The sequence below is a fragment of the Inquilinus sp. NPDC058860 genome (genome assembly GCF_042743185.1).
GTDB lineage: Bacteria > Pseudomonadota > Alphaproteobacteria > DSM-16000 > Inquilinaceae > Inquilinus.
The window spans coordinates 75020-100804 of record NZ_JBHYMS010000016.1 but is presented as its reverse complement, the minus strand read 5'-3'; the positions used below and the strand labels follow the sequence as shown (position 1 = coordinate 100804).

The 25785-nt window shown below is 70.1% G+C and carries 27 protein-coding genes and 1 riboswitch; of the genes, 9 read left to right on the top strand and 18 right to left on the bottom strand.

The features are described 5' to 3' along the window. Window positions 1–7: 7 nt before the first annotated feature. The 7 genes from ACFW16_RS13735 to ACFW16_RS13705 all read right to left on the bottom strand — a co-directional run bounded on the left by ACFW16_RS13735 (window position 8) and on the right by ACFW16_RS13705 (window position 7084). The gene (locus tag ACFW16_RS13735) at window positions 8–682 is read right to left on the bottom strand and encodes a glutathione S-transferase family protein (RefSeq protein ID WP_380305769.1); all 675 of its coding nucleotides are present in this window, start codon (window positions 680–682) and stop codon (window positions 8–10) included. Window positions 683–829: 147 nt separating this feature from the next. Next, window positions 830–1126 (bottom strand): 50S ribosomal protein L28, encoded by a 297-nt coding sequence (gene rpmB / locus ACFW16_RS13730; protein ID WP_342240429.1) that lies wholly within the window; start codon window positions 1124–1126, stop codon window positions 830–832. A gap of 122 nt (window positions 1127–1248) precedes the next feature. After that, window positions 1249–2769, bottom strand: coding sequence for an alpha-N-arabinofuranosidase (locus ACFW16_RS13725; RefSeq protein ID WP_380305766.1), 1521 nt, complete (start codon window positions 2767–2769; stop codon window positions 1249–1251). A gap of 64 nt (window positions 2770–2833) precedes the next feature. Then, entirely contained in the window at window positions 2834–4147 is a 1314-nt protein-coding gene (locus ACFW16_RS13720) for an extracellular solute-binding protein (RefSeq protein ID WP_380305764.1), read from the bottom strand. Between the two features lie 40 nt (window positions 4148–4187). Continuing rightward, window positions 4188–5051 carry a carbohydrate ABC transporter permease gene (locus ACFW16_RS13715; RefSeq protein ID WP_380305762.1) on the bottom strand — a complete coding sequence of 288 codons (864 nt, stop codon included), beginning with the start codon at window positions 5049–5051 and terminating at the stop codon, window positions 4188–4190. Then, window positions 5048–5977 carry a carbohydrate ABC transporter permease gene (locus ACFW16_RS13710; RefSeq protein ID WP_380305760.1) on the bottom strand — a complete coding sequence of 310 codons (930 nt, stop codon included), beginning with the start codon at window positions 5975–5977 and terminating at the stop codon, window positions 5048–5050. The genes ACFW16_RS13715 and ACFW16_RS13710 overlap by 4 nt, the downstream gene beginning before the upstream one ends. A gap of 24 nt (window positions 5978–6001) precedes the next feature. Beyond that, complete coding sequence (locus ACFW16_RS13705) at window positions 6002–7084, bottom strand: ABC transporter ATP-binding protein (protein WP_380305758.1); 1083 nt, start codon at window positions 7082–7084, stop codon at window positions 6002–6004. Between the two features lie 117 nt (window positions 7085–7201). Between ACFW16_RS13705 and ACFW16_RS13700 the strand changes: the two genes are divergently transcribed. Next, the gene (locus tag ACFW16_RS13700) at window positions 7202–7933 is read left to right on the top strand and encodes a FadR/GntR family transcriptional regulator (RefSeq protein WP_380305756.1); all 732 of its coding nucleotides are present in this window, start codon (window positions 7202–7204) and stop codon (window positions 7931–7933) included. Window positions 7934–8018: 85 nt separating this feature from the next. Here the strand turns inward: ACFW16_RS13700 and ACFW16_RS13695 are convergent, their stop codons facing one another. From ACFW16_RS13695 to ACFW16_RS13665, 7 genes are all read right to left on the bottom strand, one after another. Further along, window positions 8019–8384, bottom strand: a complete 366-nt coding sequence (locus ACFW16_RS13695) for a hypothetical protein (RefSeq protein ID WP_380305754.1) — start codon at window positions 8382–8384, stop codon at window positions 8019–8021. A 20-nt stretch (window positions 8385–8404) separates the two neighbouring features. Further along, on the bottom strand, window positions 8405–8944 hold the full coding sequence (locus ACFW16_RS13690; protein WP_380305752.1) for an SRPBCC family protein: 540 nt from the start codon (window positions 8942–8944) through the stop codon (window positions 8405–8407). Beyond that, window positions 8941–9261: an ArsR/SmtB family transcription factor gene (locus tag ACFW16_RS13685; RefSeq protein WP_380305750.1), complete on the bottom strand. Its 321-nt coding sequence runs from the start codon at window positions 9259–9261 to the stop codon at window positions 8941–8943. The genes ACFW16_RS13690 and ACFW16_RS13685 overlap by 4 nt, the downstream gene beginning before the upstream one ends. Before the next feature lie 151 nt (window positions 9262–9412). Then, window positions 9413–11155 carry an ABC transporter ATP-binding protein/permease gene (locus tag ACFW16_RS13680; protein WP_380305748.1) on the bottom strand — a complete coding sequence of 581 codons (1743 nt, stop codon included), beginning with the start codon at window positions 11153–11155 and terminating at the stop codon, window positions 9413–9415. Between the two features lie 111 nt (window positions 11156–11266). Beyond that, a complete protein-coding gene (locus ACFW16_RS13675; protein ID WP_380305746.1) occupies window positions 11267–11899 on the bottom strand; it encodes a pseudouridine synthase in 633 nt (210 codons plus the stop codon). Window positions 11900–12445: 546 nt separating this feature from the next. After that, complete coding sequence (locus ACFW16_RS13670) at window positions 12446–13390, bottom strand: alpha/beta hydrolase (protein ID WP_380305744.1); 945 nt, start codon at window positions 13388–13390, stop codon at window positions 12446–12448. Between the two features lie 13 nt (window positions 13391–13403). Further along, on the bottom strand, window positions 13404–13883 hold the full coding sequence (locus ACFW16_RS13665; RefSeq protein WP_380305742.1) for a Tat pathway signal sequence domain protein: 480 nt from the start codon (window positions 13881–13883) through the stop codon (window positions 13404–13406). A gap of 218 nt (window positions 13884–14101) precedes the next feature. Between ACFW16_RS13665 and ACFW16_RS13660 the strand changes: the two genes are divergently transcribed. The 4 genes from ACFW16_RS13660 to metA all read left to right on the top strand — a co-directional run bounded on the left by ACFW16_RS13660 (window position 14102) and on the right by metA (window position 19422). Continuing rightward, the gene (locus ACFW16_RS13660) at window positions 14102–15736 is read left to right on the top strand and encodes a cell wall hydrolase (RefSeq protein WP_380305740.1); all 1635 of its coding nucleotides are present in this window, start codon (window positions 14102–14104) and stop codon (window positions 15734–15736) included. Window positions 15737–15895: 159 nt separating this feature from the next. Continuing rightward, on the top strand, window positions 15896–17188 hold the full coding sequence (locus ACFW16_RS13655; RefSeq protein WP_380305738.1) for an MFS transporter: 1293 nt from the start codon (window positions 15896–15898) through the stop codon (window positions 17186–17188). Window positions 17189–17199: 11 nt separating this feature from the next. Continuing rightward, on the top strand, window positions 17200–18264 hold the full coding sequence (locus ACFW16_RS13650) for a TAXI family TRAP transporter solute-binding subunit (protein WP_380305736.1): 1065 nt from the start codon (window positions 17200–17202) through the stop codon (window positions 18262–18264). Between the two features lie 86 nt (window positions 18265–18350). Beyond that, window positions 18351–18457, top strand: a riboswitch (SAM-I-IV-variant riboswitch). Between the two features lie 44 nt (window positions 18458–18501). After that, window positions 18502–19422 carry a homoserine O-succinyltransferase gene (metA, locus tag ACFW16_RS13645; RefSeq protein ID WP_380305734.1) on the top strand — a complete coding sequence of 307 codons (921 nt, stop codon included), beginning with the start codon at window positions 18502–18504 and terminating at the stop codon, window positions 19420–19422. Window positions 19423–19681: 259 nt separating this feature from the next. On the opposite strand, the gene ACFW16_RS13640 is transcribed toward metA, so the two are convergent. Beyond that, entirely contained in the window at window positions 19682–20317 is a 636-nt protein-coding gene (locus ACFW16_RS13640) for a glutathione S-transferase family protein (RefSeq protein WP_380305732.1), read from the bottom strand. Between the two features lie 91 nt (window positions 20318–20408). Here ACFW16_RS13640 and ACFW16_RS13635 point away from each other — a divergent pair, with 91 nt between their 5' ends. Genes ACFW16_RS13635 through ACFW16_RS13625 form a run of 3 tightly spaced genes read left to right on the top strand, consistent with a single transcriptional unit; the run spans window position 20409 to window position 23057 of the window. Then, complete coding sequence (locus ACFW16_RS13635) at window positions 20409–21794, top strand: leucyl aminopeptidase family protein (protein ID WP_380305730.1); 1386 nt, start codon at window positions 20409–20411, stop codon at window positions 21792–21794. Window positions 21795–21834: 40 nt separating this feature from the next. Continuing rightward, window positions 21835–22191 carry a MarR family winged helix-turn-helix transcriptional regulator gene (locus ACFW16_RS13630; RefSeq protein WP_380305728.1) on the top strand — a complete coding sequence of 119 codons (357 nt, stop codon included), beginning with the start codon at window positions 21835–21837 and terminating at the stop codon, window positions 22189–22191. After that, complete coding sequence (locus ACFW16_RS13625) at window positions 22188–23057, top strand: NlpC/P60 family protein (protein ID WP_380305726.1); 870 nt, start codon at window positions 22188–22190, stop codon at window positions 23055–23057. The genes ACFW16_RS13630 and ACFW16_RS13625 overlap by 4 nt, the downstream gene beginning before the upstream one ends. 14 nt (window positions 23058–23071) lie before the next feature. On the opposite strand, the gene ACFW16_RS13620 is transcribed toward ACFW16_RS13625, so the two are convergent. The 3 genes from ACFW16_RS13620 to ACFW16_RS13610 all read right to left on the bottom strand — a co-directional run bounded on the left by ACFW16_RS13620 (window position 23072) and on the right by ACFW16_RS13610 (window position 24650). After that, window positions 23072–23308 (bottom strand): type II toxin-antitoxin system RelE/ParE family toxin, encoded by a 237-nt coding sequence (locus tag ACFW16_RS13620; RefSeq protein WP_380305724.1) that lies wholly within the window; start codon window positions 23306–23308, stop codon window positions 23072–23074. A 43-nt stretch (window positions 23309–23351) separates the two neighbouring features. Then, entirely contained in the window at window positions 23352–23651 is a 300-nt protein-coding gene (locus ACFW16_RS13615) for an antitoxin of toxin-antitoxin stability system (RefSeq protein WP_380305722.1), read from the bottom strand. A 66-nt stretch (window positions 23652–23717) separates the two neighbouring features. Further along, window positions 23718–24650, bottom strand: a complete 933-nt coding sequence (locus ACFW16_RS13610) for a 2-hydroxyacid dehydrogenase (RefSeq protein ID WP_380305720.1) — start codon at window positions 24648–24650, stop codon at window positions 23718–23720. A gap of 261 nt (window positions 24651–24911) precedes the next feature. Between ACFW16_RS13610 and cysE the strand changes: the two genes are divergently transcribed. Then, window positions 24912–25763 (top strand): serine O-acetyltransferase, encoded by an 852-nt coding sequence (gene cysE, locus ACFW16_RS13605; protein WP_380305718.1) that lies wholly within the window; start codon window positions 24912–24914, stop codon window positions 25761–25763. Window positions 25764–25785 lie beyond the last annotated feature (22 nt).

Below are 25785 nucleotides of genomic sequence, written 5' to 3'. Positions count from 1 at the left end.
GGCCGACCTACGCGTCGAACAGATGCGGCGACAGCTCGCGGTCGGCGGCGGCGACCTCGGCAAGGACCTTGGCAAAGGCCGGGCGGGCGGAGAGGCTTTCGTACCACGCGGCCAGGGCTGGGAACCCGTCCAGCCGCGGACCGTGCAGCCGCAGGGCGAACAGCACGGTCATGAACAAGGCGATGTCGGCGACGGTCAGGGCGTCGAACAGGAAGGCGTGCCCGGCCAGCCGGCCGTCCAGCCGGCGCCAATGGCCGCGCAGCGATTCTTCCGCCTTGCGGGCGCCGACCTCCTGCGCCTCGCGCCGGGCCGGATCGGGCGGTTCGCTGCGATGCATCAGCGGCCGGACGTCCGGCATCACGATCTCGTCGGCCTCCAGCTCGGCCAGGCGGCAGCGGGCGCGGCCGGCGGCGCCGTGCGGAAACAGCGGAGGCGTCGGATAGGCGTCCTCGAGATAGTCGAGGATCACCGTCGAATCGAACAGGGTGAGGTCGCCGTCGACCAGCACCGGCACTTGGCCCTTGGGGTTGGCAGCCAGCACCGCCGGGTGCTTCGGCCGGTAGCCCTCGGTCTGGGTGAAGGGCACCATGATCCGCTCATGCGCCAGGCCCTTCTCGGCCAGCGCGATCTCGACCTTGCGCGAGAACAGGCTCAGCGGCCCGGAATAGAGCGTGATCCCCATGGCGGTCCCCCTCGTTGTTTTCGAGTGAGAGCGTTACGGGAACATCGGCCTGTCCGCAATGCCCGCAGGCGGCAACGAAAAAAGCCCGCGACCGTGGGCGGGCTTTTCACGCGAGGCGCGGCGGAGCCGCGCCGAGGCCTGGGTCGATCAGGCCGCCTGGGCGGCGGCCTGGGCCTTGATGATGCGGTGCTTCAGGCCGCGCAGCTCGGCGTCCAGGGCCGAGTCCGGGGCGCCGGCGAGATAGCCGTCGAGGCCGCCGCGATGCTCGATGGTGCGGATGCCATTGGTGGTCAGGCGCAGGCGCACCGACACGCCGAGAACCTCCGAGACCAGCGAGGTGGTCTGCAGGTTCGGCAGGAAGCGCCGACGGGTCCTGTTCTTGGCGTGGCTGACATTGTTGCCACTCATCACGCCCTTGCCGGTCACCTGGCAGCGTCGCGCCATGGGTCTATCCTCGAAACACGGTCAAAAACAATGGCCCGGCATTGCTGCCGGGACGAGGGCGTTCGTATAAGGGGCCGCACGCTTGGCGTCAAGCCGAGAGTCGCGGCCCCGTCCGGCCCAGGCTACGCCCGCGGCGCGCTGCGGGTCACGATCACGTTCCAGGAGGCCGGCTTCAGCTTCGCCCGCAGCCGCTCGCCGTCGATCGAGACGTCGGGATTCGCCGCCGGGGCCACGGTGTCCGGCGCCTCCTTGGTGTTCACCGCCTTCAGGTTGGCGTGGTGGATCTCGGTCGCCTCCACCAGCCGGCGGTCGGCGCCCAGGCCGCGCAGAGTGACATCGAGGTCCATCGGGTCGGACAGGCTGCGGTTGAGTGCGAAGACCGTCGTGGTGCCGTCGGCCGGGTTGTCGACCACGGTGGCGTAGAGATACGGGATCTCCGGCCAGGACACGGCGGCGTAGCCCGGCGACTCGACCTTGGCCTGCAGCACCCTTCCGTGACCGTGCCGGGCGGCCAGGGCGAAGGGGTGGAAGATGGTCTGGCGCCAGGCCGCGCCGCCGGTCTCGGTCATGATCGGGCCGATCACGTTGACCAGCTGGGCGATGCAGGCGGTCTTCACCCGGTCGGCATTGTTCATCAGGGCGATCAGCGCGCCGCCGACGATCAGCGCGTCCTCGGCATTGTAGACCTCCTCGATCAGATGCGGCGCCTCGGGCCAGCCCGGCTTGCGCATATGCTCGATCTTGTGGGTCTTGTACCAGACGTTCCACTCGTCGAAGGACAGCATGATCTTCTTGCGCGACCGGCGCTTGGCGCCGACCGCGTCGCAGATCGCCGCCACCTCCTTGATGAAGGCGTCCATCAGCTCGATCACGCCGAAATACTCCGGCGCCGAATCGGCGTTGTTGTTGAAGTAGGTGTGCAGCGAGATGAAGTCGACCTGGTCGTAGCAGTGGTCCAGCACCTCGTATTCCCAGGCGCCGTACGTCGCCATGTTGCGGTGGGACGAGCCGCAGGCGGCGAGCTGGATGGTCGGGTCGACCCAGCGCATCGCCTTGGCCGTCTCCAGCGCCGCCCGGCCATACTCTTCGGCGGTCTTGGCGCCGATCTGCCAGGGGCCGTCCATCTCGTTGCCCAGGCACCAGAACTTGACGTCGTGCGGCGCCTCATGGCCATGCGACCGGCGCAGGTCCGACAGGGCCGAGCCGCCGGCGTGGTTGCAGTATTCCAGGAAGCGGCGCGCCTCGTCCGGCCCGCGGGTGCCGAGATTGACGCCCAGCATCGGCTCGACCCCGGCGGCGCGGGCCCAGTCCATGAACTCGTTGGTGCCGAAGCGGTTGGTCTCGGTCGAGGACCAGGCCAGGTCGCGCCGCACCGGCCGCTGCTCCACCGGCCCGACCCCGTCCTCCCAGTCGTAGCCGGACAGGAAGTTGCCGCCGGGGTAGCGGATGATGGTGGGCCCGAGCTCCCGGGTCAGCTCCAGCACGTCGCCGCGGAAGCCGCGGGCGTCGGCGGTCGGGTGGCCGGGCTCGTAGATGCCGCCATAGACGCAGCGGCCCATATGCTCGACGAAGGCGCCGAAGACGCGGCGGTCGAGGTCGGAGAGGACGAAGTCGCGGTCGACGGTGAGCCGTGCGGAGATCATGGGTCGATGGTCTCGATCGGATGGTGGAAGGATCGGCCGCGCCGGATGGCGCGGCCGGGAAGGGTCAGCGGGCGTTGGCCAGCAGCTCGTTGACGCGGCTCTCCGCGTCGGCCAGCGCCTGGTCGACGGTCTTCTGGTCCTGGGCCGCGGCGTTGAACTCCTCGGTCAGGATCTCCTGCAGCCCGAACTGGCGCTTCACCGCCTGGGGCAGGGCGGTGCCGTCCTTGGTCAGACTGACGATGTCCTTGCGGTGCGGCAGGTCGAGGAAGGCCTGGCTGGTGGCGACCGAGGTCCGCACCGGCAGATGGCCGGTCCGCGCCCATTCGAAGTCGTTGTCCCACAGGAACTTCAGCACCTTGACCGCGGCCTTGCGCTTGGCGTCGTCCAGCCCGGCCCTGGGCACCACCCAGCTGTGGCCGTCGGCCCAGACCTTGGCGTTGCCGTAGAGCTGGGGGAAGGGCACGACGGTGTAGCCGTTGCTCAACGCGCCGCCGGGCTTGGCCGCCTCCTCGTTGTAGCTGTCGATCAGCCAGGTGCCCATGATGTAGACGCCGCCGTCACCCTGGGCGAAGCCGGCCGTCGACGCGGCATAGTCCTGGTCCTTGGTGGTGTCGCCGCCCTGGTAGATGGTCTTGAACAGCTCGACCGCGTTGCGCGCCTCGGGCGTCTGCAGCTTGATCTGGGTCGGGTCGGCGAAGAAGTCGGAGTTCTGCTGGTACAAGAGGGTGTAGAGCGTGCGGGCGTAGTTCGCCTGCTCGTTCACCGTCGCCTGCACGAAATAGGGCTTGCCGGTCTTCTCCTTGAACTGCTTGGCCTGGGCCAGCAGCTCCTCCGGCGATTTCGGCAGGATCGGCTTGCCGTCGTCGCTGACGAGCCCGGCCTGCTTGAACAGGTTCAGGTTGATGTGCCAGAGCCAGGTGTGGGTGTCGAAGGGCAGGGCGTAGATCTTGCCGTCCTTGGTCACCCCGGTCCTGGCCGCCTCGGTGAAGTCGGAGATGTCGATGCCGGCGGCCTTGAAGTCCTCGTCCAGCGGCTCCAGCAGGTCGCGCGAGGCGTAGTCGCTGATCACCGCCTCGTGCATCACCGAGATGGTCGGCGGGTCGTCGGAGCGCAGCCGGGCGGTCAGCTGGTCGTAGCCGGGCCATTCGACGATGTCGACCTTGACGTGGACGTCCGGGCTCTCGGCGTTGAACTTGTTGATCAGCGCCGTGATGATGCCGCACTCGCCATGCGCCTTGGCGACGTCGGTGACATCGGCATAGTCGGCCTCGCAGGCGCCGAAGAAGCGCGACAGCGAGATCTCGGTCTTGTCCTGCGCCCAGACGGGGCCTGTGGCCAGGACCAGCCCCGCCAGGGCCAAAGCAAAGCGGCTTCTCATGGCTCTCCCTCCTTGGTTCCGGCCGTTTCTGCCGCGCGCCTCAGCGGACGGCGGCGCCGGCGACGGCCGTGACGATGTATTTCTGGAAGAACAGGTAGACGATCAGCACGGGCAGCCCGGCGAAGACCGACTGCGCCATCAGGTAGCCCAAGCCCTCGGACTGGGCGAAGTTGGTCTGGGTCGAGGCCAGGCCGACGGTCAGGGTGAACATCTCGGGCTTGGTCGCCGAGATCAGCGGCCACAGATAGTCGTTCCAGGAGCTGAGGAAGGTGAAGATCCCCAGCGTCGCCTGGGCCGGCACGGTCAGCGGCAGCAGCACGCGCCAGAAGGTCTTCAGGCGCGAGGCGTTGTCCAGCAGCGCCGCCTCGTCCAGCTCGCGCGGGATCGCCTTGAAGTACTGCGTCATCAGGAAGACGCCGAAGGGCGCCGACAGATGCGGCAGGATCAGGCCGAGATAGGAGTTGTGGATCTTCAGGTCGTTGAACATCTGGAAGCGGGCGATGATCACCGCCTGCTCCGGCACGGCCAGGCCGATCAGCACCAGCGCGAAGACCAGGCCGCGGCCGGGGAACTGGGCGCGGGCGAAGCCGTAGCCGGCGAGGGACGCCAGTATCAGCACGCCCACGGTCTGGCCCAGCGACACGACCACGCTGTTCAGCACCCAGCGGAACACGCCGGAATTGGCGAGGATGTCGGTGTAGTTCTTCAGCGTGTAGGGCGCCCGGAACAGCGTGCCGGTGCTGGTCATCAGCTCACTGTTGGGCTTGAAGGACAGGCCGGTGATCCAGGCCACCGGAACCACCCAGATGACGGCGAGCAGGATGACGGCCCACAGGACCAGCCGGTCGCCCAGGCTGCGGCCGACCATGCCCTGCCGCGGCTGCGCCGTCGCGATGGCGGTCATCCCTCGGCCCTCCGGCGGGTCAGCAGGTATTGCGCCATGGCGGCGATCAGCATCAGCCCGAACAGCACCTCGGACGCCGCGGCGGCGTAGCCCAGATCCCAGTTGCGGAAGCCCTGCTCGTAGATGAACTGCACGATCGGGCGCGAGGCGTTGTTCGGCCCGCCGCGGGTCAGCAGGTAGGACTGCCCGAACAGCTGGAACTGGTAGACGATCTCGACCACGGCGACGAGCACCACGGTCCGCCGGATCGAGGGCAGGGTGATGTGCCGGAACGACCGCCAGCGGCCGGCGCTGTCCAGCGCCGCGGCCTCGTACAGCTCGCGCGGGATCTGCTGCAGCGCCGCCAGGAACAGCATCATCGGCAGGCCGATGCCCCACCACACCGTGGCGGCGGCGATGCCGGGCAGGGCCAGGGCCGGGTCGCTCAGGATCGGGATCGGCGCCTGCCCGAACAGGGCCAGGACATTGGTCAGCAGGCCGCGGTCCGGCAGGTACACCATCTTCCAGACGATGGTGACGATGGTGACCGACAGCACCGAGGTGGCGAAGAAGGTGGCGCGCAGCGCGGCGGCAGCCCGAGTCGGCCGGTTCAGCGCCAGGGCCAGGACCAGGCCGATGACGACGAAGGCCGGCACGGTCATCAGCACGAACAGCACCGTGTTCCAGACCGCGCCGAGGAAGATCCTGTCGGCGAACAGGCGCTTGTAGTTGGCCAAGCCGGCATAGGCGCCGGTGCCGTCGAACATGTCGAACTTCTGCAGGCTGATCCAGATGCCGTCGAACAGCGGCCAGACCAGCAGCACCAGATAGACGATCAGGAAGGGCAGGACGAAGCCGGCGTTGCGCCAGTCCGGCCCGATCCGGGCGCTGCCCAGTCGGCGTGCCCGTTCGACGGTGCGGCCGGCGGCAGTGGCGGCGTCGGTCACCATGTCCTCCTCACGCGCCCCTCCTCACACGACAGCGTGGCGGCCGACGCCATCGGCGCCGAACAGGTGGACGGCGGCCGGGTCGATCCGCAGCGCCACCCGATCCTCGACCGCGACGCCGCTCAGCCCGGCATCCTCGGCGATCAGGGTCGACCCGTCCTGCAGCCGGACATGCAGATGGGTGCGGTCGCCCAGCCGCTCGACCACCTCGACCGTGCCCTGCATGCCGCCCTGGCGGTCGATCCGCACCGCCTCGGCCCGCAGGCCCAGCGTGATCGGCTGGTGCGCCGGCAGCCCGTCGGCCGGCACCGGGGTGCGCAGCTCGGTCCCGTCCGGCAGGCGCAGCACGGCGCCGCCCTGTTCGCCGATGACGGTGGCGTCGAGGAAGGTCATCGCCGGCACGCCGACGAAGCGGGCGACGAATTTCGTGGCCGGCCGGGTGTAGATCTCCATCGGGGTGCCGACCTGCTCGATCCGGCCCTCGTTCATCACCACGATGCGGTCGGCCAGCGTCATCGCCTCGACCTGGTCATGGGTGACGAAGATCATGGTGGCGCGCAGCCGGCGGTGCAGCCGTGCCAGCTCGACCCGGGTGCGCACGCGCAGCGCCGCGTCCAGGTTCGACAGCGGCTCGTCGAACAGGAAGGCCCGCGGCTCCTTGACGATGGCGCGGCCGATGGCGACGCGCTGGCGCTGGCCGCCGGACAGCTGGCCCGGCTTCCGCTGCAGCAGCTCCTCGATCTCCAGCGTCCGGGCGGCCGCCAGGACGCGCTGCTCGATCTCCGGCTGCTTCAGGCCGATGTTGCGCAGCCCGAACGCCATGTTCTCGAAGATCGTCATATGGGGGTACAGGGCGTAGTGCTGGAACACCATCGCTACCCGGCGGGCGCCCGGCGGCAGGGTGTCGACCCGGGTGCCGGCGATGCGGATCTCGCCACCGTCGACGCTCTCAAGCCCCGCGATCATGCGCAAGAGGGTGGACTTGCCGCAGCCCGACGGTCCCAGGAAGACCATGAACTCGCCCGACTCGACCGACAGCGACAGGCCGTCGAACACCGTCACCGGCCCGAAGCGCTTGCTGACATCCCGGATCTCGATGTCGGCCACGCCATTTCCTCCCCAATGGTATTATCATATGATTCGATCATCGGGGCGATCGACGGGTTTTGTCAACCGGGGCTTCCCCGGCCTGTTCGATAAAAGGGGAAGGGTGGAGACGGTCTGATGCTGGAACGCGAGATGGTGCTGGTCGGGACGATGAGCGCCCAGGTATCGAACAGCCTGGGCATGCGCATCGTATCCGGCGAGTTCCGGCCGAACGACGCGCTGCCGATCGAGAGCGAGCTGTGCCAGACCTACGGCGTCAGCCGGACCACCCTGCGCGAGGCGATCAAGAGCCTGGCGGGCAAGCGGCTGATCGAGGTGTCGCCGAAGACCGGCACGCGGGTGCTGCCCTTCGGCGAATGGAACCTGCTGGACCGCGACGTGCTGGCCTGGCGCCTGCAGGCGCAGTTCGACGCCAAGATCGTCGAGGACATCTACGAGATGCGGCAATGCTTCGAGCCGCGGGCATCGTTCCTGGCGGCGCGCGACGGCACGGCCGAGGACCATGCCGCGATCGAGCGCCATTTCCACGAGCTGGCCCGTGCCTATGACGAAAAGCAGCCGGTGAAGGCGTCGTCCGAAGCGGCGCTCGAATTCCACCTGGCCATCATCACCGCTTCGCATAACGGCCTGTTCGTGACCATCGGCGCGGCGGTGAAGTCGGCGCTGCGGGTGTCTTCGGAGATGCTGCAGCGCCACGCCGCCCGGCCGAGCGAGGACGTGGCGCTGCACGACGCGGTCCGCACCGCGATCATCGGCCGCGAGCCGGAGGCCGCGGCCGCGGCGATGGCGCGGCTGCTGGAGGCGTCGCACGCAAGGCTGCTGCCGCTGACGACGGAGCCGCGAATGTAGGTTGGGTTCGCGTTAGCGAACCCGACATCGCGCAGCCCGGACCAGTGCTGGGTTCGCAGTCGCGAACCCAGCCTACGACGTGGCCTCAATACTGGCTGCGCTTCCCCGAAACGATGTGGATGATCCCGACGGGATCCGAGATCCAGAAGCCGTCGAAGCCCTCCGGTAGGCGCTCGATCTCGTCGCGCCGGGCCACCCCGGAGGCGGCGAGATGCCCGGCCGCCTGCGGCACGTCGTCGGCCACGATCTCCAGCCACAGCTCGGCCTGGCTGAGGGCGTCGACGCGGTCGATCCACAGCTGGTTGGCGCCGAATTCGAAACCGACCGCCGGCGGGTGGTTGTCCAGCGGCTTCAGGCCGATCACGTCGCGGTAGAAGCGGACGGTGGCGTCGTACTGGTGCGGCGGCACCTTCAGTGCGATGTTGCGGCCGCCGGCGAAGGTCGCGGTCATGGTCATGTCCTCCGTCGGGATCATCGGGCCGAGGCGATGCGCTTCTCGTACTCGGCCTCCAGCGGCGTGTGAGTGATGAAGAAGGGCTGCGGCACCCGGCCATGCATCCGGTCGACCAGGATGCCGAGATGGGTGTGCCAGCCGCCGGCGGCGCTCGCCATCTTCTCCGCCCCGAGGTGGCGGTGGGTCAGCACCAGCAGCACATCCTCGCCCTGCGGCGTCAGCTCGAAGGTCACCTCCGACTCCTGGCCGGCCGGCCCGGGCCAGCTGTGGCTCAGGAGGCGCGGCGGCTCCCAGCGCGTCACCCGGGCGGTGGAACTGGCGCCCTTCTCCAGCGACTTGTACTTGGCCGGGATCTCGTCCGGCAGCGGCGACAGCTCGGAATGCAGGAAATGCAGCTCCACCTGGCCGTCGGCGCGGGGCTCGACCGCGCCCTTGGCCAGCCAGAGCCCGCGCTTCTCGGACTCCGTCAGATAGGCCCAGACCCGTTCGATCGGGCCCGGCAGCAGCCGTTCGAACCGAATCGCGCCCGGGGCGATGATGGTGCCGTACTCGCTCATGACGTCTCTCCCGTGTCGGGGGCGGCGCGCAGCTGCCGCTCCAGCTCGTCCAGCCGGCCGCCCCAGAAGCGGCGGACGCGGCTCAGCCATTGCTCCATCGCATCGAAGCCATTGCGGTCGAGCGCATAGATGCGCCGCTGCGCCTCGGCCCGGACGGCGATCAGCCCGGCCTCCCGCAGCACCTTCAGGTGCTGGGAGACCGCCGGTCCGCTCATCGCGAACTGGGCGGCGATGTCGCCGGCGCTGCGCTCCCCCTGCGCCAGCATCTCCACGATCCGAAGCCGGGTGGGGTCGGCGAGAGCAGCGAAGGCGTTCATGAGTCCCTTATGAAGCTAGTTCTTAAATAAGTCAATTCTTAAATATGGATGTAGGTTGGGTTCGCAAGGGCGAACCCAACATGGCGCGACCGCATGGGTGTTGGGTTCGCGGCCGCGAACCCAACCTACGCTGTGACTGCCTTCGGTTCCCTCAGGCCACGGCGGCGGCCGGCGCCTCGACCAGGCGTCCGGGGGCCGAGCCTTCCTTCTCGATCCGCCAGCGGCGATTGTGGAAGGCGGCGACCTTGGGGTCGTGCGAGATGGTCAGCCAGGTGGTGCCGGGCAGCCGGTCGCGCAGCAGCGCGAACATCCGCTGCTCGGTCGCCTCATCCAGCGCGCTGGTCGCCTCGTCGAGGAACAGCCAGTCCGGCCTGGCCAGGACCGCCCGGGCTACCGCCAGGCGCTGCTGCTCGCCCGGCGACAGGCGGCGGGCCCAGGACTCCTCCTGCTCCAGCGCCGGCACGAGATGGCCGAGATCGACCGCGCGCAGCGCCTCGGTCGCCGTCTCGGCGGAGACCTCCTCGGGCTTGGCCGGATAGGCGACGGCGGCGTGCAGCGTGCCCAGAGGCAGGTAGGGCCGCTGCGGCAGGAACAGCACCTTGGCGTCCTGCGGGATGCGGATCTGCGCCCGGCCGAAGGGCCAGATGCCGGCCAGGGCGCGGAACAGCGTCGACTTGCCGGCGCCGGACGGGCCGGTCAGCAGCAGCCGGTCGCCGGGGCGGACGGAGAGATCCTGGCCCTCGAGCAGCGGCTGGCCATCGGGCAAGGCGAGCTGGACGGAGGCGACGGCGAGGTCGTCCTGGGCATGGGGCGCGACGTCGATCTCGGTCAACTGGGCCTGGGTTCTGGCCGCCTCGATGCTGCGGCGGAAGCCGGTGAGACGGTCGACGGTCGCCTTCCAGTCGGCAATCGTCGTGTAGGCGTCGACGAACCAGGACAGCCCGTCCTGGACCTGGCCGAAGGCCTGGAGAGTCTGGATCAGGCCGCCCAGGGTCAGCGTCTTTGCGAAATATTGCGGCGCGGACAGGATGATCGGGAACACGATGGCGGTCTGGCTGTAGGTCGCGGTCATGAAGGTCAGCTTCTTCTGCCGGGTCATGATGGCGTACCAATTTTCCATCACGCCGCGGAACAGGGCCAGGAGCCCCTGCTTCTCCGCGACCTCGCCGTTGTAGAGCGCGACCGACTCCGTGCTCTCGCGGAAGCGGACGAGGCCGAAGCGGAAATCCGCCTCCCGCTGCTGCTGCTGGAAGCTCAGCCGGATCAGCGGGCGCCCGATGATGTGCGTCAGCCAGGTCCCGGCGACCGCGTAGACGACCGCACCCCACAGCATGAAGTGGGGAATGACGATCTCAGTGCCGAACAGCGGGATCGAGAGCGGCCCGGCGAGGGTCCAGAGGATGGCGATGAAGGAGACGAGATTGACGAGGTTGCCGAGGAACCCCAGGCTGAGGCTCAGCGTCGAGCTGATGAACAGCCGGATGTCCTCGGCGATGCGCTGGTCCGGGTTGTCGGTGGTGTTGCCGAACTGCTGGCGGTAATAAGCCCGATCCGACAACCAGGCTTCGACCAGGTGATCGGTCAGCCAGCGGCGCCAGCGGATCTGCAGCCATTGGTTCAGGTATAGGCGGTACACGCCGGCCAGGACGCTGGCCGCGGCGATGGCGCAGAAGACCAGCAGCTCCCGCGAGAACCCGCCGTAATCGTAGTCCTGCAGGGCCGTATAGAACCGGTTGTACCAGAAACTGTACTGCACGTTCAGGAAGACGCCGCCGAGCGTCAGGGCCAGGACTGCGGCCAGCAGCCCGATCGCCGGCCATTTCTCCTTCGACCGCCAGAACGGCATCAGGAGAGCGAAGAAATCCTGCCAGAACCGGCGCGTGCTTGGCTTCATCGGGTGCGTCCGCCGCGCGGCGGATCCTCGGCTGCGACTGCAACCGTGATATCCCCCGCGGACGGACCGCACCCGTGAATTTCACGTAAGTTCCCGGTAATCCGGGCGTTATCAGCGCAGGCCGGACAGGATTTCGCCCCGTTCGACCGTGCTCCAGGTGCCGGGCGCCAGCTCGCCGAGCGCGAGCCCGCCGAGGGCGACGCGGACCAGCCGCAGCGTCGGGTGGCCGACCGCCGCCGTCATCCGCCGCACCTGACGGTTGCGGCCCTCGGTCAGGGTCAGGCGCAGCCAGGCGGTCGGGATCGATTTGCGGGCCCGGATCGGCGGGTCGCGCGGCGGCAGGTCCGGCTCCTCCGCCAGCCGCTCGATGCCGCAGGGCCGGGTCGGGCCGTCGGTCAGGGCGATGCCGCCGGCCAGGGCGGCCAGCGCCTCCTCCGCCGGGTCGCCCTCGACCTGCGCCAGATAGGTTCGGGGGTGGCCGTGCTTCGGGTCCAGCAGGCGCTTGATCAGCGGCCCGTCATCGGTCAGCAGCAGCAGCCCCTCGCTGTCGGCGTCCAGCCGGCCGGCGGCGTAGATCCCGGGCGGCAGGCCGAATTCGTTCAGGCCGCGCCAGCGCCCTTCCGGCGTGAACTGGCTCAGCACGCCGTAGGGCTTGTGGAAGACGATGTAGCGGGCCTGGTCCGGCTCCGGCGACGGGCGTTTGCGCCGCTCCTCGCGCCAGCGCTCGCCCGGTTTTGCCGACACCGGCTTCGGTGCTCCGGTGTCGCGGCCGATCCGGCGCGACGAGGTCAGTGGGCCGCGCGTCCGGCGGCGCGGTGCCGGTGCTTCGGCGGGCTCGGCACGGTCCTCCGGCGCCGGGCCGCGTGGGCGGCCGCGCCGGGGCGGGGCGGCTTCCTCCGCCGGCTCCTCGCCATCCCACAGCCATTCCGGTATCGCGGCGCGCGCGGCCTCCTGCGGCGAGGCCGCCTTGGACCGCGATCCGCGCGGCTTGCCGGCGGTCGGGGGGCGCCGTCCGGCCGCGGCCGGGCCGGCCCGCTTCGCGCCGCGTGGCGCCGCGGCCGGCGGGAGCTCGCGTGGTGCGGCGGGGTGCCCGCTCGGCCTCCTCGCGGTCCGCCGGGGTGCCGCGGGACGGGCCGCCGGAGCGCTTGGCGTCCCGCGCCGGGCGGTCGGCCTCGGCTCGACTGGCGGGCTGGCGTCCGCGCGGCGGGCGCCGTTCGTCGCCGTCGCCGGTGGGCTTTCCGGGGCCGCGCGCGCGTCCGGCGCCGGATTTCGGGGGGCGAGGGGGGCGGCTCATGCCGTCGCCTGCCGGTGCAGGAAGGCGGCCAGATGGTCGATCTCGGTGCGCATCGCCTCGACATTCCCGGCCATGTGCAGGCATGCGTGGATCATGCCGCGCCACAGCCGGAATTCGTGCGGTTGCCCGGCCAGGGCCAGGCGATAGGCGAGCTGTTCACTGTCGGTCCTCAGGCAATCGTACTCCGCCGCGGTCAGGTACAGCGGCGGCAGGCCGGCGAGATCGGCGTAGAGCGGCGCGGCCAGCGGCGTGCGCCGGTCGGTGCCGGCCGGGACGTAGTGGCCCCAGAACCACTCCATCTCGGCGGTCGACAGGAAATAGCGGTTGTCGCCGCCATACGCCAGATGCGATGGCGTGTCGTGGTCGGGCGCGAACACGCCGTAGACCAGCGCCGCCCCGCGCAGCGGCCGCTCGCCGGCGTCGCGCAGCGCCAGCAGGGTGGCGAGCGACAGGTTGGCCCCGGCGGAATCGCCGGCGATGACCAGCCGGCCGGGATCGATGCCCCAATCATCGCCCCGGGCGGCCAGCCATCGCACCGCCGCCACGCAATCCTCGACCGGGGCCGGGAACGGATGCTCCGGCGCCAGCCGGTAGCCGATGCTGACGACCTTGAGGCCGGAACGCTGCGCCAGCTCCCGGCACACGCCGTCATGGCTGTCCAGGTCGCACAGCACCCAGCCGCCGCCATGGATGAAGACGATCGCGGGCGAGGGGGCGGCCGTTCCGGGATCGTAGAATCGTGCGGCAATCGGCCCCGCCGGGCCGGGCAGGGTGCGGTCCTCGACCCGCGCGACGGCCGGCGCGTGCTCGTTCAACAGCGGCAGAACCGCGGCCATGCTGCGGCGCGCCTCGACCGGGGACAGGCGCTCGGTCGGCGGCGCGTCGCCGGCGACAGCGTCGATGCGCTCCAGCATCCGGGCGATCTGCGGGTCGATTGCCATGATCCGGCCTTCTTTACTTGATGAAACCGATCGCCGCCCGGCTGGTGGGAACCAATAGATCGATGCAACGTTCGACCGCTGCGTCCCCCGCCTTGCAAGTCAGCACGTCGTTCAGCAGCACACGGCCGAAATTCCCACAATCATGACCGGCGATCTCGAACACCTTGACCATGGTCTTGCCCGCGCTCAACGGGGCCATGTCCACGGCCAGCTGGTCGACGATGATGCCCTTCGGGTCGAAGACCACGAGGTCGAGCTGCAGGTTGCTGTAGCTCCGGTCGGTGCCGTTGTGCATGACCATGAAGGCCCGGCAGCCGTTGTTGCCGGGCTCGAGCTTGTTGAGCTCGATGTCGATCCCCTCCTTCGGCGCCGACTCGGCGGCAGGCTTGTCCTGCGCCAGGGCCGGAAAGGTGGCAATCGCGATAAAAAAAGCGAAAAAACGTGCCGGGCGAACCCAGGCGAAACGGCGGATTTCAGCGGTTTTGCGGGACATATGGCCTTCCGTACGTCTGGACTCGCAGGGCGCGCCATGATACCCGCGCCCCCCGTGACCGCAATGAAATGCACTTGGGCGGTCGGTGTTCCCCGGTTTGTCGACACCATTCCGGGCCCCGACCGTCGGCGCAGAACGTTGCCCCGTCTCCCGGCGACGCCGGGCGGATTGCGCCCGGACGGGCTCCGCCCCGCGCGCCGACAAGGGGGGAGGCGGGCATGACGTCGAAGGGCCTCCTTCTTCTGTCGATCGCTCTGGTCGGGGCTGCGGCTCTCGGCGGCGCGATCGCGATCGATTCTGCGCGCCCGCCTTCGCCGCCCGTCGTCGCCGTCGATCTCGCCGGGATCGCGGTCGAGCCCGCGCATGTCGTCGATCCGGCGGAGGCGGTCCGGCCGCAGCCGGTCATCGCCACGACACGGCGCCTGGCCGAGATGTCTCCGGATCCTGCCCCTGCGCCGCCCGGCAACCCGCTGCAGATCTTCTTCGGCACGGCCTTCGCCGCGGTGCCGCGCATCGCCGTCCCGCCGCAGCCCCCGCTCGACCCCTGGGCCGGTGCCCTGCAGGAGGTGACGCGCCCGGCGCCGGAGCCGCAGGACGGCGCGCCCGTGCTGGTGCCGGTCAACCTGCCCGGGCCGGGCATGGAGGCTGAGCGCCTCGACGCTCCGGCCCGCCTGGCCGACCCCTTGCCGGCACCCGCCGGCCTTCCGGTCGCCGCGCCGCCGGTGCAGGCGACCAGCGAACCGCCCCTGGCGCCGGCCGAAGGACGGGCGGAGACGGCGCCGGTGACGCCCGCGTCCTCTCCCACTGCGGCGCAGCCCGGCACCGCGACATTGATCGACGTCGCGCCGAACGCGCCGAAGCCCGTCGTCGTCGCCTCGCTGGCGCCGATGGCGGATCTCCTGGCCGAGACAGCGGCCGCGTCGCCGTCGTCGATCGCGCCGGTGGCCGCGGTGGCGCCTGCGACCGCCGACGCCGTCCCGTCCCAGCCGGCGCTGGCCACCCCAGCCGGATCGGGGCAGGCGGTGGTCGCGGCCGATGCCGTGGCCGTGGTGCAGCCCTCCGCGCCGGGCGCGGCACCGGTCTGGGCGCGGCCGCGCTCCTCGCTGCTGCGGGTCGACCGGCCCGAGCCGGAGGAGACCGAGCGGCTGGACACGGCATTGGCCCGCGCCGTGTCGCTGATCGAGCCTGCGGGCGCGCCCTGGCTGCGCGACGCCGAGGCCGACGGCGCCGGCCGCCGCCTGACCGGCTGCGGTCCGGGCGACCTGGCCTGCACCATCTTCGTCTCCGGCCGCGGCACCGCGCTCGACCAGCCCTCGCCGCTGCTGCGGCGGGCCGGAACGGCGCCCATGAGCATCGGCGGCGTGCCCCTGCCGGCCGAGCCGGTCCAGGCGGAGCGCGCGCTGCGCTGCCTCGCCTTCACCGCCTATACCGAGGCCGGCAACCAGGGCACGCGCGGCATGGCGGCGGTGGTCTGGGTGGTGATGAACCGCATCGCCGTGGCCAACGACTTCGGCGATTCGCCCTGCGAGGTGCTGGCCGATCCGGGCCAGTTCGAACCGCTGTCGCGCCCGCGTTTCCGCGCCTTCGCCAAGGCGGTGCGGGGCGGCGCCATGCCGCAGTTCCCGCCGCCGCTGAGCGCCCAGGACGAGATCCTGCAGCGCACCGCGCGGCTCGTGGTCTGGCAGATGCTGGACGGCTATTTCGCCGACGACCCGACCGACGGCGGCCAGTACTTCCTGGCCCCGGCGGCGATGCGGGCGCTGGGCCGCGGCATGCCGGCCTGGACCAACCGTTTCCGCCGCAGCGCCTCGATCGGCGACCACGTCTTCTACCGGCCGAAGCGCGGCGGCTGAACCGCAGCCGTCGCGCCGTCCGCCCGAGGCTGCGAGGGGCTGGTCCGCCCGGCTGTCCGACCCACCTTATCTGCTGGCCGGGACCATCGGGCGGCTTGCCCTGAAATCGTCACGAATCTTCCCTGGCCCCGGCCTTTCGGCCGACCTAGAACGGACGTGATGGCTGCCACCGATTCCGCCTCTTCGCCGCCTTCCCTCGGCTCAGTCCTTCTGGCCGTGGCGCCGCTGCTGTTCAGCGCCGCCATCATGATCATGGGCAACGGGCTGTTCGGCACGCTGGTCGCGGTGCGGATGGATCTCGACGGCTTCGACGTCGGGACCATCGGTCTGGTGCTGGCCTTCTATTCCGGCGGCTTCGCCCTGGGCACGCTGATCTGCCCGCGGATCGTGCTGCTGGTCGGCCATATCCGCACCTTCGCCGCCTTCGCCGCGATCGCCTCGGCGACGGCGCTGGTTCACGCGCTGTGGGTCGACCCGGTGGTATGGGCGGTGCTGCGCCTGATCACCGGCATCAGCATGGCGGTGCTGTTCACGATCATCGAGAGCTGGCTGAACGCCCGGGCGGTGAACGCCGTGCGCGGCCGGGTGATGTCCTCCTACATGGCGGTGAACTACACCGCCTTCGGCCTGTCGCAGCCCTGGCTGACGGTGATGGACCCGGCCGGCTTCGCCCTGTTCTCGGTGGTGGCGATGCTGGTGTCGCTGTCGCTGGTGCCGCTGTCGCTGACCCCGGTCGAGACGCCGCCGGTGATCAAGGTCAAGCGCTTCGGCCTGCGCGCCCTGATCGCGATCTCGCCGCTCGGCGTCGCCGGCTGCTTCTCGGTCGGGCTGATCAGCGCCGCCTTCTCCGGCATGGGGCCGGTCTATGCCCGCACCATCGACCCGTCGCCGGACTGGATCGCCGGCTTCATGATGACGGCGATCTTCGCCGGCTTCCTGCTGCAATACCCGGTCGGCAAGCTGTCCGACCGCTTCGACCGGCGCCAGGTATTCCTCGGCATCACCATTTCGCTGGCGCTGATCAGCGCCGCCCTGGCGGTGTTCGGCGGGCTGTCGCCCACGCTGTTGCTGGTGCTGCTCGCGGCCTTCGGCGGGCTGTCCTACACCATCTATCCGCTCAGCCTCAGCCACGCCAACGACTTCATGACGCCGGAGCAGCTGGTGCCGGCCGCGGCCGGCCTGCTGTTGTGCTACGGCACCGGCGCGGTGTTCGGGCCGATCGTGGCGTCGCGGGTGATGCAACTGCTGGGCCCGTCCGGGCTGTTCGTCTGGACCGGCGCGGTCGCGGTGCTGCTGGCGCTGTTCACCGTCTTCCGCATGACCCGGCGGGCGGCGATGCCGAACGAGGAGCAGGGCAGCTTCGTCGCCGTGCCCACCACCACGCCGGTCGCGGCCGAGCTCGACCCGCGCGCGCCGGACGAGACGCCGCCGACCATGCGCGACGCCGCCTGAAGGGAACCGCCATGCTGACCCGCCGCCGCCTGCTGACCTCGGTGCTTCCCGCCGCCGGGATGGCCGCGGCGGGGATCGGCATAGCGGGATTGGGGGGAATGCGATCGGCGCGGGCGCAGGACCCGCTGTTCTTCCGCATCGGCACCGGCACCACCGGCGGCACCTATTTCCCGATCGGCGGCATCATCGCCGGCGCCATCTCCGGCCCCCCCGGCCTGCCCCCCTGCGGCAGCGCCGGCGGCAGCTGCGGCGTTTCCGGCCTGATCGCGGTGGCCCAGGCCAGCGCCGGGTCGATCGACAACATCAGGCGGATCAACGCCGGCGAGTTCGATTCCGGCTTGGCCCAGGCCGACGTCGCCTTCGCCGCCTATGCCGGCGAGGGGCCCTTCGCCGGCCAGCCGCCGGTGACCAGCCTGCGCGCCATCGCCCATCTCTTCTCCGAATTCGTCCATGTCGTGGTGCCCGCCGACAGCCCGGTGCAGTCGGTGGCCGACCTCAAGGGCAAGCGCGTCTCGGTCGGCGCCGAAGGCTCCGGCACGATCTATGACATCCGCCTGATCCTCGCCGCCTACGGCCTGAAGCAGACGGATGTGACCGAGATCTACGAGCGGCCGGAGCCGTCGGCCGACCTGCTGGCCGAAGGCGGGCTCGACGCCATGGTGATGACCGGCGGACCGCCGCTCGGGGTGATCGCCGACCTGGCGCGGCGGCGGCCGATCCGGCTGCTGCCGATCGCGGGGCCGGAGGCCGAGGCGCTGGTCGCCAAGGTGCCGTTCTTCGCCGAGGAGCCGATCCCCGCCGGCCTCTATGACGGCGTCGCCGCGGAGGTGCCGGGCCTGTCGGTCGGGGCGATCTGGCTGGTGGCGGAGCGGATCGCCGAGGCCACGGTCTACGAGATCGCCCGTGCCCTGTGGCAGAAATCGACCCTGGACCTGCTGGCGGCGGGCCATCCGCGCGGCAAGGAGATCGCGCTCGACGGCGCCACGCGCGGCCTCGGCGTGCCGCTGCACCCCGGCGCCGCCCGCTATTATGCCGAGCATGCGGTGCTGAGCCTGCCCGCCCGGGCGACGCCCTGAGAGACCTCCCTGAGCCGAAGCCCGGCGGACCGGACGTAGATCCACATTCATCCAGTTGAAATGTGCCGGCGGACCCCGTAGAACTTGACGCACATCAGGAGTTGGGCACTGCCCGACGCCAACCTGCTTCCCCGAGCAAGGTGGCGCTCCCGCGAGGGAGGATGTGGTCGAACCGACAACCAAGCGGGTCATTCCACAATCGGTCCTGCCCACGACGCGTGGAAACAGACCGAAGCTATGCCGATCAAGATTCCGAACGACCTGCCCGCCCGCTCCGTCCTCGAAGCGGAAGGGGTCATGGTGATGCTCGAGGCGCAGGCGGTGCGGCAGGATATCCGGCCGATGCGGATCGGCCTGCTGAACCTGATGCCGAACAAGGTCAAGACCGAGACCCAGTTCGCCCGGCTGCTCGGCGCCTCGCCGTTGCAGGTCGAGCTGACGCTGGTCAAGATGACCAACCACGTGCCGCGCAACACGCCCAGCGACCACATCCTGTCCTTCTACCGCGACTGGGAGGATGTCCGGACGGAGAAGTTCGACGGCTTCATCGTCACCGGCGCGCCGGTCGAGACGATGGCGTTCGAGCAGGTGACCTACTGGGACGAGCTGCGCCGGGTCTTCGACTGGACGCAGACCAACGTCCATGGCTGCTTCAACATCTGCTGGGGCGCCCAGGCCGCCGTGCATCATTTCCACGGCGTGCCCAAGCACGCGCTGCCCGCAAAGAAGTTCGGCGTGTACCGCCACCGCATCGTCGAGGCGGCCTCGCCCTATCTGCGCGGCTTCTCGGACGATTTCACCATCCCGGTGTCGCGCTGGACCGAGAACCGGCGCGAGGACATCCCGGCGGCCAGCGGCATGAAGGTGCTGATGGAGTCGGACGATGCCGGGTTGTGCCTGCTGGAAGATGCCAGCCGCCGGTCGCTGCACATGTTCAACCATGTCGAGTACGACACCGACACGCTCGGCGACGAGTATTTCCGCGACGTCGCTGCCGGCAAGGCGATCGCCCTGCCGCACGACTATTTCCCGGGGAACGACCCCGGCCGCAAGCCGCAGAACCGGTGGCGCAGCCACGCGCATCTGCTGTTCGGCAACTGGATCAACCAGCTGTACCAGACCACGCCGTACGAGATCGGCGACATCGGCCGCGGTTAGCCGGGGGTTGGAGCGGGGTGATCTTGGGCCGGATCGATCAGCCTATCGAACGAAGGAGCTGTTTTTTTGCCTCTCCCGTTTACGGGAGAGGTCGGAGACGCAAGCGGCTCCGGGTGAGGGGAGTTTGTCGAGGCCGGGACCAACCCTCACCCGGTCTCGCTGCGCGAGCCCGACCTCTCCCGCCAGGCGGGAGAGGCACCACATAGACGCTCGGCGTCATGTCTGACCGTGCCCGAATGCGCGGTCGTATCATCCCGCTCTAAAAGGTGAGCACCCAGGGCTCGGCCATCCCCGCCTCGACCCAGCGCCGCATCGCCGGCAGGCCCAGGATCTCGTCGGCATAGGCCCGGCAGACCGGGTCGAGCGGCACGCCGTAGCGGTCGAATCGCACCGCCACCGGGGCATACATGCAGTCGGCCGCGCCGAAGGCGCCGAACAGGAACGCGCCCTCGGTGCCGGCCGCCTCGCGGCACTGCCGCCAGATCGCGGTGACGCGGGCGATATCGGCTTCGGTCGCATCGCTGTGGGCCCCGCCGGGGTCGGGCGGATCCAGGTCCATCGGCAGCTCGTTGCGCAGACCGATGAAGCCGCTGTGCATCTCCGCCGAGATCGACCGCGCGAGTGCTCGGCGCGCCGGGTCGCGCGGCCACAGGGCGAGATCCGGGAAGCGCTCGGCCAGATATTCGAGGATCGCCAGGCTGTCCCAGACCGTCGTTTCGCCGTCGATCAGGGTCGGCACCTTACCGCTCGGCGAATGGCGCAGGATCGCCTCCTTCGACCCGTCGCGGTAGAGCGGGATCAGGATCTCCTCGAACGGGATGTCGTGATGCGCCAGGGCCAGCCACGGCCGTAGCGACCAGGAGGAGTAGCGCTTGTTGCCGATGATGAGGCGCATGGCGGTCCGCTCCGGCTGAGGGGTTGGCAAGGCAAACGGGCTGGAGCATGGTGTGCCGCCCCGAGTTCCCGAACGCAAGAAGGCCTGCGCCGTGCTGCCGAATCTGGTCGATGCCGCCGAGGGAGAGACCGTCTCTCTGATCCCGCTCAGCAAGGCCGCGCTCGACGGCTGGCGCGCCGCCGCGACGCCGGCGCGGCGGGCCTGGGCCGAGGCCAACGGCTTCGCCGCGGAATCGGGCCGCATCCTGGCGCTGCCGGGCGAGGGCGGGCGGGTCGATGCGATCCTGGTCGGTATCGAGTCCGCGGCCGATGCCTGGGCCTTCGCCGGCCTGCCGACATCGTTGCCGGTCGGAGCTTACGCGCTAGATGATTCGGCCGAGCCGGCGACCGCCACGGCGGCCGCCTTCGGCTGGGCGCTCGGCGGCTACCACTATGGCCGCTACAAGGGGCCGGAGCGGGTCTCGGCGAAGCTGGTCTGGCCGAAGGCGGCCGACCGCGCCGCGGTCGAGCGTGCGGCCAGCGCCACCACGCTGGTGCGCGACCTGGTCAACACCCCGGCCAACGACCTCGGCCCGGCCGAGCTGGCCGCGGCGGCCGAGGCGCTGGCGAAGGAGTTCGGCGCCCGTTTCGGCGTCATCACCGGCGACGAGCTGCTGACCCGCAACTACCCGCTGATCCACGCCGTCGGCCGCGCCTCCAGCCGGGCGCCGCGGCTGATCGACATCGAATGGGGCGACCCGTCGGCGCCGAAGGTCACGCTGGTCGGCAAGGGCGTCGTCTTCGATTCGGGCGGCCTCGACCTCAAGGATTCCGGCAACATGCTGCTGATGAAGAAGGACATGGGCGGCGCCGCCCATGCCCTCGGCGTCGCCCGCATGGTGATGATGGCGCAGCTGCCGGTGCGGCTGCGCGTGCTGGTGCCGGCGGTCGAGAACGCGGTGTCCGGCGACGCCTTCCGGCCGATGGATGTCTATCGCAGCCGCAAGGGGCTGACGGTCGAGATCGGCAACACCGACGCCGAGGGGCGGCTGGTGCTGTGCGACGCGCTGGAGGAGGCGTCGTCGGAGAAGCCCGAGATCATCGTCGACTTCGCCACCCTGACCGGCGCCGCCCGGGTCGCGCTCGGCACCGACGTGCCGGCGATGTTCTCGAACGACGACGCCACCGCCGACGCCCTGGCCGCGGCGTCGCGCCGGGTCGAGGACCCGCTGTGGCGCCTGCCGCTGTGGCAGCCCTACAACCGGCTGCTGAAATCCGGCATCGCCGACATCAACAACGCGCCCGACACGCGCTTCGGCGGGGCCATCATCGCGGCCCTGTTCCTCGAGCGCTTCGTGGCGCCGGGCGTGCCCTGGGTGCATATCGACCTCTATGCCTGGAACGGCGCCGACCGTCCGGGCCGGCCGAAGGGCGGCGAGGCGATGACGATGCGGGCCGTCTACGCCCTGCTGGAGGAGCGGTTTGGAGGCCGGCGCTGATTCGATCGACCGTCTCGCCGGAGCCGGGGGAGAGGACGGCATGACCGTCGCCCTGACCTCGCGCCAGGCGCTGGAGCTGTGGCGCCACGCCCTGACCGCTGCGGTCCGGCGCGAGGCGCCGGACCTGTCGTCGCGGCAGATCGCGCTCCTGCTCACCATCTACCTGACCCCGGCGCCGCACACCGTGCGCGGCCTGTCCTCGACCCTGCACATCTCCAAGCCGGCGGTGACCCGCGCGCTCGACCGGCTGGGCGAGCTCGGCCTGACCCGCCGCACCGTCGATCCGGCCGACCGGCGCAACGTGCTGATCGAGCGGACCGAGGCCGGGCAGGCCTATCTCGACGGCTTCGCCGATCTGGTGCGCCAGGCAGCCAGCATGATCAGCGCCGTCGCATGAGCGGAATTGACCGCAACCTGGTGCCCTGGCGGCCGGACCTCGCGGCCGAAAGCCTGCGCGGGATCCATGCGGCGGAACGCTACGCCGCCGGCACGCTGCACCAGGCGGTCCGCGGCATCGTGCCGATGCGCTCGGCCCCCGACGCGTCGCGCGGCCAGGCGACCGAGATGCTGCATGGCGAGACCATCACGGTCTACGAGGTGAAGGACGGCTGGGCCTGGGGCCAGCTGACCACCGACGGCTATTTCGGCTATGTCGAGGCGGCGGGCCTGTCCGACCGGATCGCCGCGCCGACTCACCGGGTCCGGGCCTTCCGCGCCTTCCTCTATCCGGCGCCGGACTTCAAGCGCCCGCCGGTCCGCGCCCTCAGCTTCCGCAGCCCGGTCGAGGTGGTGGAGTCGGAGAAGGGTTACGCCCGGATCCGCGAGGCCGGCGAACCCGGCGGCTGGGTGCCGGAGGTGGCGCTGGGGCCGCTCGACGCGGTCGAACCGGACGTCGTGGCGACGGCGCAGCGCTTCCTCGGCGTGCCCTATCTCTGGGGCGGCCGCTCCAGCCTCGGCATCGACTGCTCCGGCCTGGTCCAACTGGCCTGTGCCGCGGCCGGCCGTGCCATCGAACGCGACACCTACCGCCAGGCGCAGACCGCCGCGACGCTGGTCGGGACGGATGAAGGCGTCGGGCTGCGACGCGGCGACCTGGTATATTTCCCCGGCCATGTCGGTCTGATGGTCGATGGCGAGATCCTGATCCACGCCAATGTCCGGGCGGCCTGCGTCTCGCTCGACCCGGTGCGCGAGGTCGCAGCCCGGGTGGCGGCGGACGAGGGCAGGGGCATCATCGCGGTGCGGCGGTTCGGGTCGATCTAATCCGTCCCGAGCGTTCAGATTTGGCGTGGCCATCTCTGGGCACCGTGCAGAAGTCGCAGGATGACCACAACTCTGGCTTCGATGCGGTAGGCGATCACATAGGGTGTGTCGACGATCACCAGTTCGCGCGTGCCCCTGAGTCGGCCTGGCCGGCCGATGTGCGGATGTTCGGCCAGATGCTGCTGGGCTGCTTCAATGGCGTCGCCCATGTCGATCGCAGCCCAAGGATTCCTCTCGGCGACATAGGCCAACTGGCTGTCCGGTCTTCCTCCGCCAGGGGCAGCCATTCGATCTTCACTCGGTCCGCTCACCGGCGCGTTTCACCAGTTCGGCCCGTTGCCGGCGCCATCTAGCGGAGACTTCCTCCTGCGGGATGCGCTTCACACCGGGATCATCGGCCTCGCGCATGCCCCGCTCGACCTCGGCGCGGAACCAGGCGTCATGCTCTCGGGCCGCGCGCTGCTGCTGGATGAAGTCGCGCATGAATTCACGGATGATCTGGGATGCCGGCCGATCCGCAGCCGCAGCCTCGGCCATGAACTGCTCGCGCAGTTCCGGCTCCAGCTTGAGTGTGAACATCGCTTCTTTCGGCATCGAAGTCTCCTGGGTATCAACGCAGTATATACCATGTTGATACTGCCTCGGCGATATCCGCGTCCCTCAATACCCTCGCGCCCGGTCGACCACGTCCTCCATCGGCTCGCCGCGCTCGAAGCGGGCGATCTGCTCGGCCAGGCGCAGCGTCGCGTAGGTCGCGTTGTTGTTGGCCGCGACGTGCGGGGTCAGCACCACCTTCGGATGCGTCCAGAACGGATGGTCCGGCGGCAGCGGCTCGGTCCGGAACACGTCCAGCACCGCGCCGGCGAGATGGCCGGAGTCGAGCGCCGCGACCAGATCGGCATCGACCAGGTGATGGCCGCGCCCGGCATTGAGCACCCAGGCGCCGCGCGGCAGGGCGGCGAACAGCCGGCGGTCGAGGATGTTCTCGGTCTCCGCCGTCAGCGGCAGCAGGCAGACCAGAATCTCGGATTGCGCCAGAAAGGCGTCGAGCTGTGCCGCGCCGGCAAAGCCTTCGACGCCCTCGACCGCCTTGGGCGTGCGGCTCCAGCCCGCGACCCGGAAGTTCAGCGCCGTCAGCGCCCGCGCCACGGCGCCGCCCAGCGTGCCGAGGCCGAGGATGCCGACCGTGACGTCGCGCGCCAGCCTCTGGTCGTGCTGCTGCCACACCCCCGCCACCTGCTGGGCGCGGTAGGTCCGGGCCTGGCGATGGATCGCCAGCACTTGCTCCGCCACATACTCGACCATGCCCTCGGTCAGGCTGAGATCGACCATGCGCACCAGCGGCACGTCGGCCGGCAGGGTCGGGTCGCGCAGCATGGCGTCGATGCCGGCGCCGAGCGAATAGATCACCCTAAGGTTGGGCAGCCCCGCCAGCATCCCGGCCGGCGGCTTCCAGACGATGGCGTAGTCCACCTCGGCGGGATCGCCGATCTCGGGCCAGACCCGGACCTCCAGCGCCGGCATCGCCGCGCGCAGCGCCGGCAGCCACTGGGCGGGATCGTCGGTGGCCGAGGCGAAGACGGCGATGGGCATCGGAAGCTCTCCGGGGCAGATCCTGTGTCGCCCAGCGCATGCCCGATCCGGGACGATCCCGCAAGGCTCTCCTCGGGCCGCGTGGGAGTTTGTAGTACTGATTTTTACTGATGAAATAATAACAATAGCTAAATTATGATGTATATGAGGAAGAATTTATCTGCGCTGATGACAAGTGCTTGGGGAAGGCCTATCTCCTCTCGGAGGTCATGTTGCCGGGCGCTGCTCCCCGCCGCCCGGCCCGGCAAAGGGGAAGAGGCCATGCCCGACACCGCCCTGGCGCGGAAGGCCGAAGCCACGATCGCGTTCGACAGGAATGCCGAGGTCTTCGCGCTGATGCGCGACTCCGCCGCCGTCCTGGCGCGGCAGGAGCCGATCCTGGCCCCGGTCGTCGAACGCATCGTGCTCGGCGCCGCCGATTTCAGCGATGCTCTCGCCCGCCTGCTGGCCACCAAGCTGGAATGCGACACCGCCTGCCATGACCGGCTGCTGGCGCTGGCGACCGAGGCGATGCGCGCCGACCCGGCGATCGCTGGCCATGCCGTGCTGGACCTCGACGCCATCAAGGATCGCGACCCGGCGGCGCGCAACCACCTGACGCCGTTCCTGTTCTTCAAGGGCTTCCACGCGCTGCAATGGTACCGGGTCGGCCACTGGCTGCTCGGCCAGGGGCGCCATGCCCTCGCCAGCTTCCTGCAGAGCCGGGTGTCCGAGAGCCTCGCGGTCGACATCCACCCGGCCGCCCGGATCGGCTGGGGGCTGCTGATCGACCACGGCACCGGCGTCGTCATCGGTGAGACCGCGGTGGTCGGCAACGACGTCTCGATCCTGCACGGCGTCACCCTCGGCGGCACCGGCAAGGAAAGCGGCGACCGCCATCCCAAGGTGCGCGACGGCGTGCTGATCGGCGCCGGCGCCAAGATCCTCGGCAACATCGAGATCGGCGAGGGCGCCAAGATCGGCGCCGGCAGCGTGGTGCTGACCGCCGTGCCGCCGCACCGGACCGCGGTGGGCAACCCCGCCCGCATCGTCGGCTCGTGTTCGGAGCCGCTGCCCGCCCTGACCATGGACCACTCGATCCCCGTCCCCCCGGGCATCGACTTCGTCATCTGATCGCTTGGGGTTAGGCTCTCCC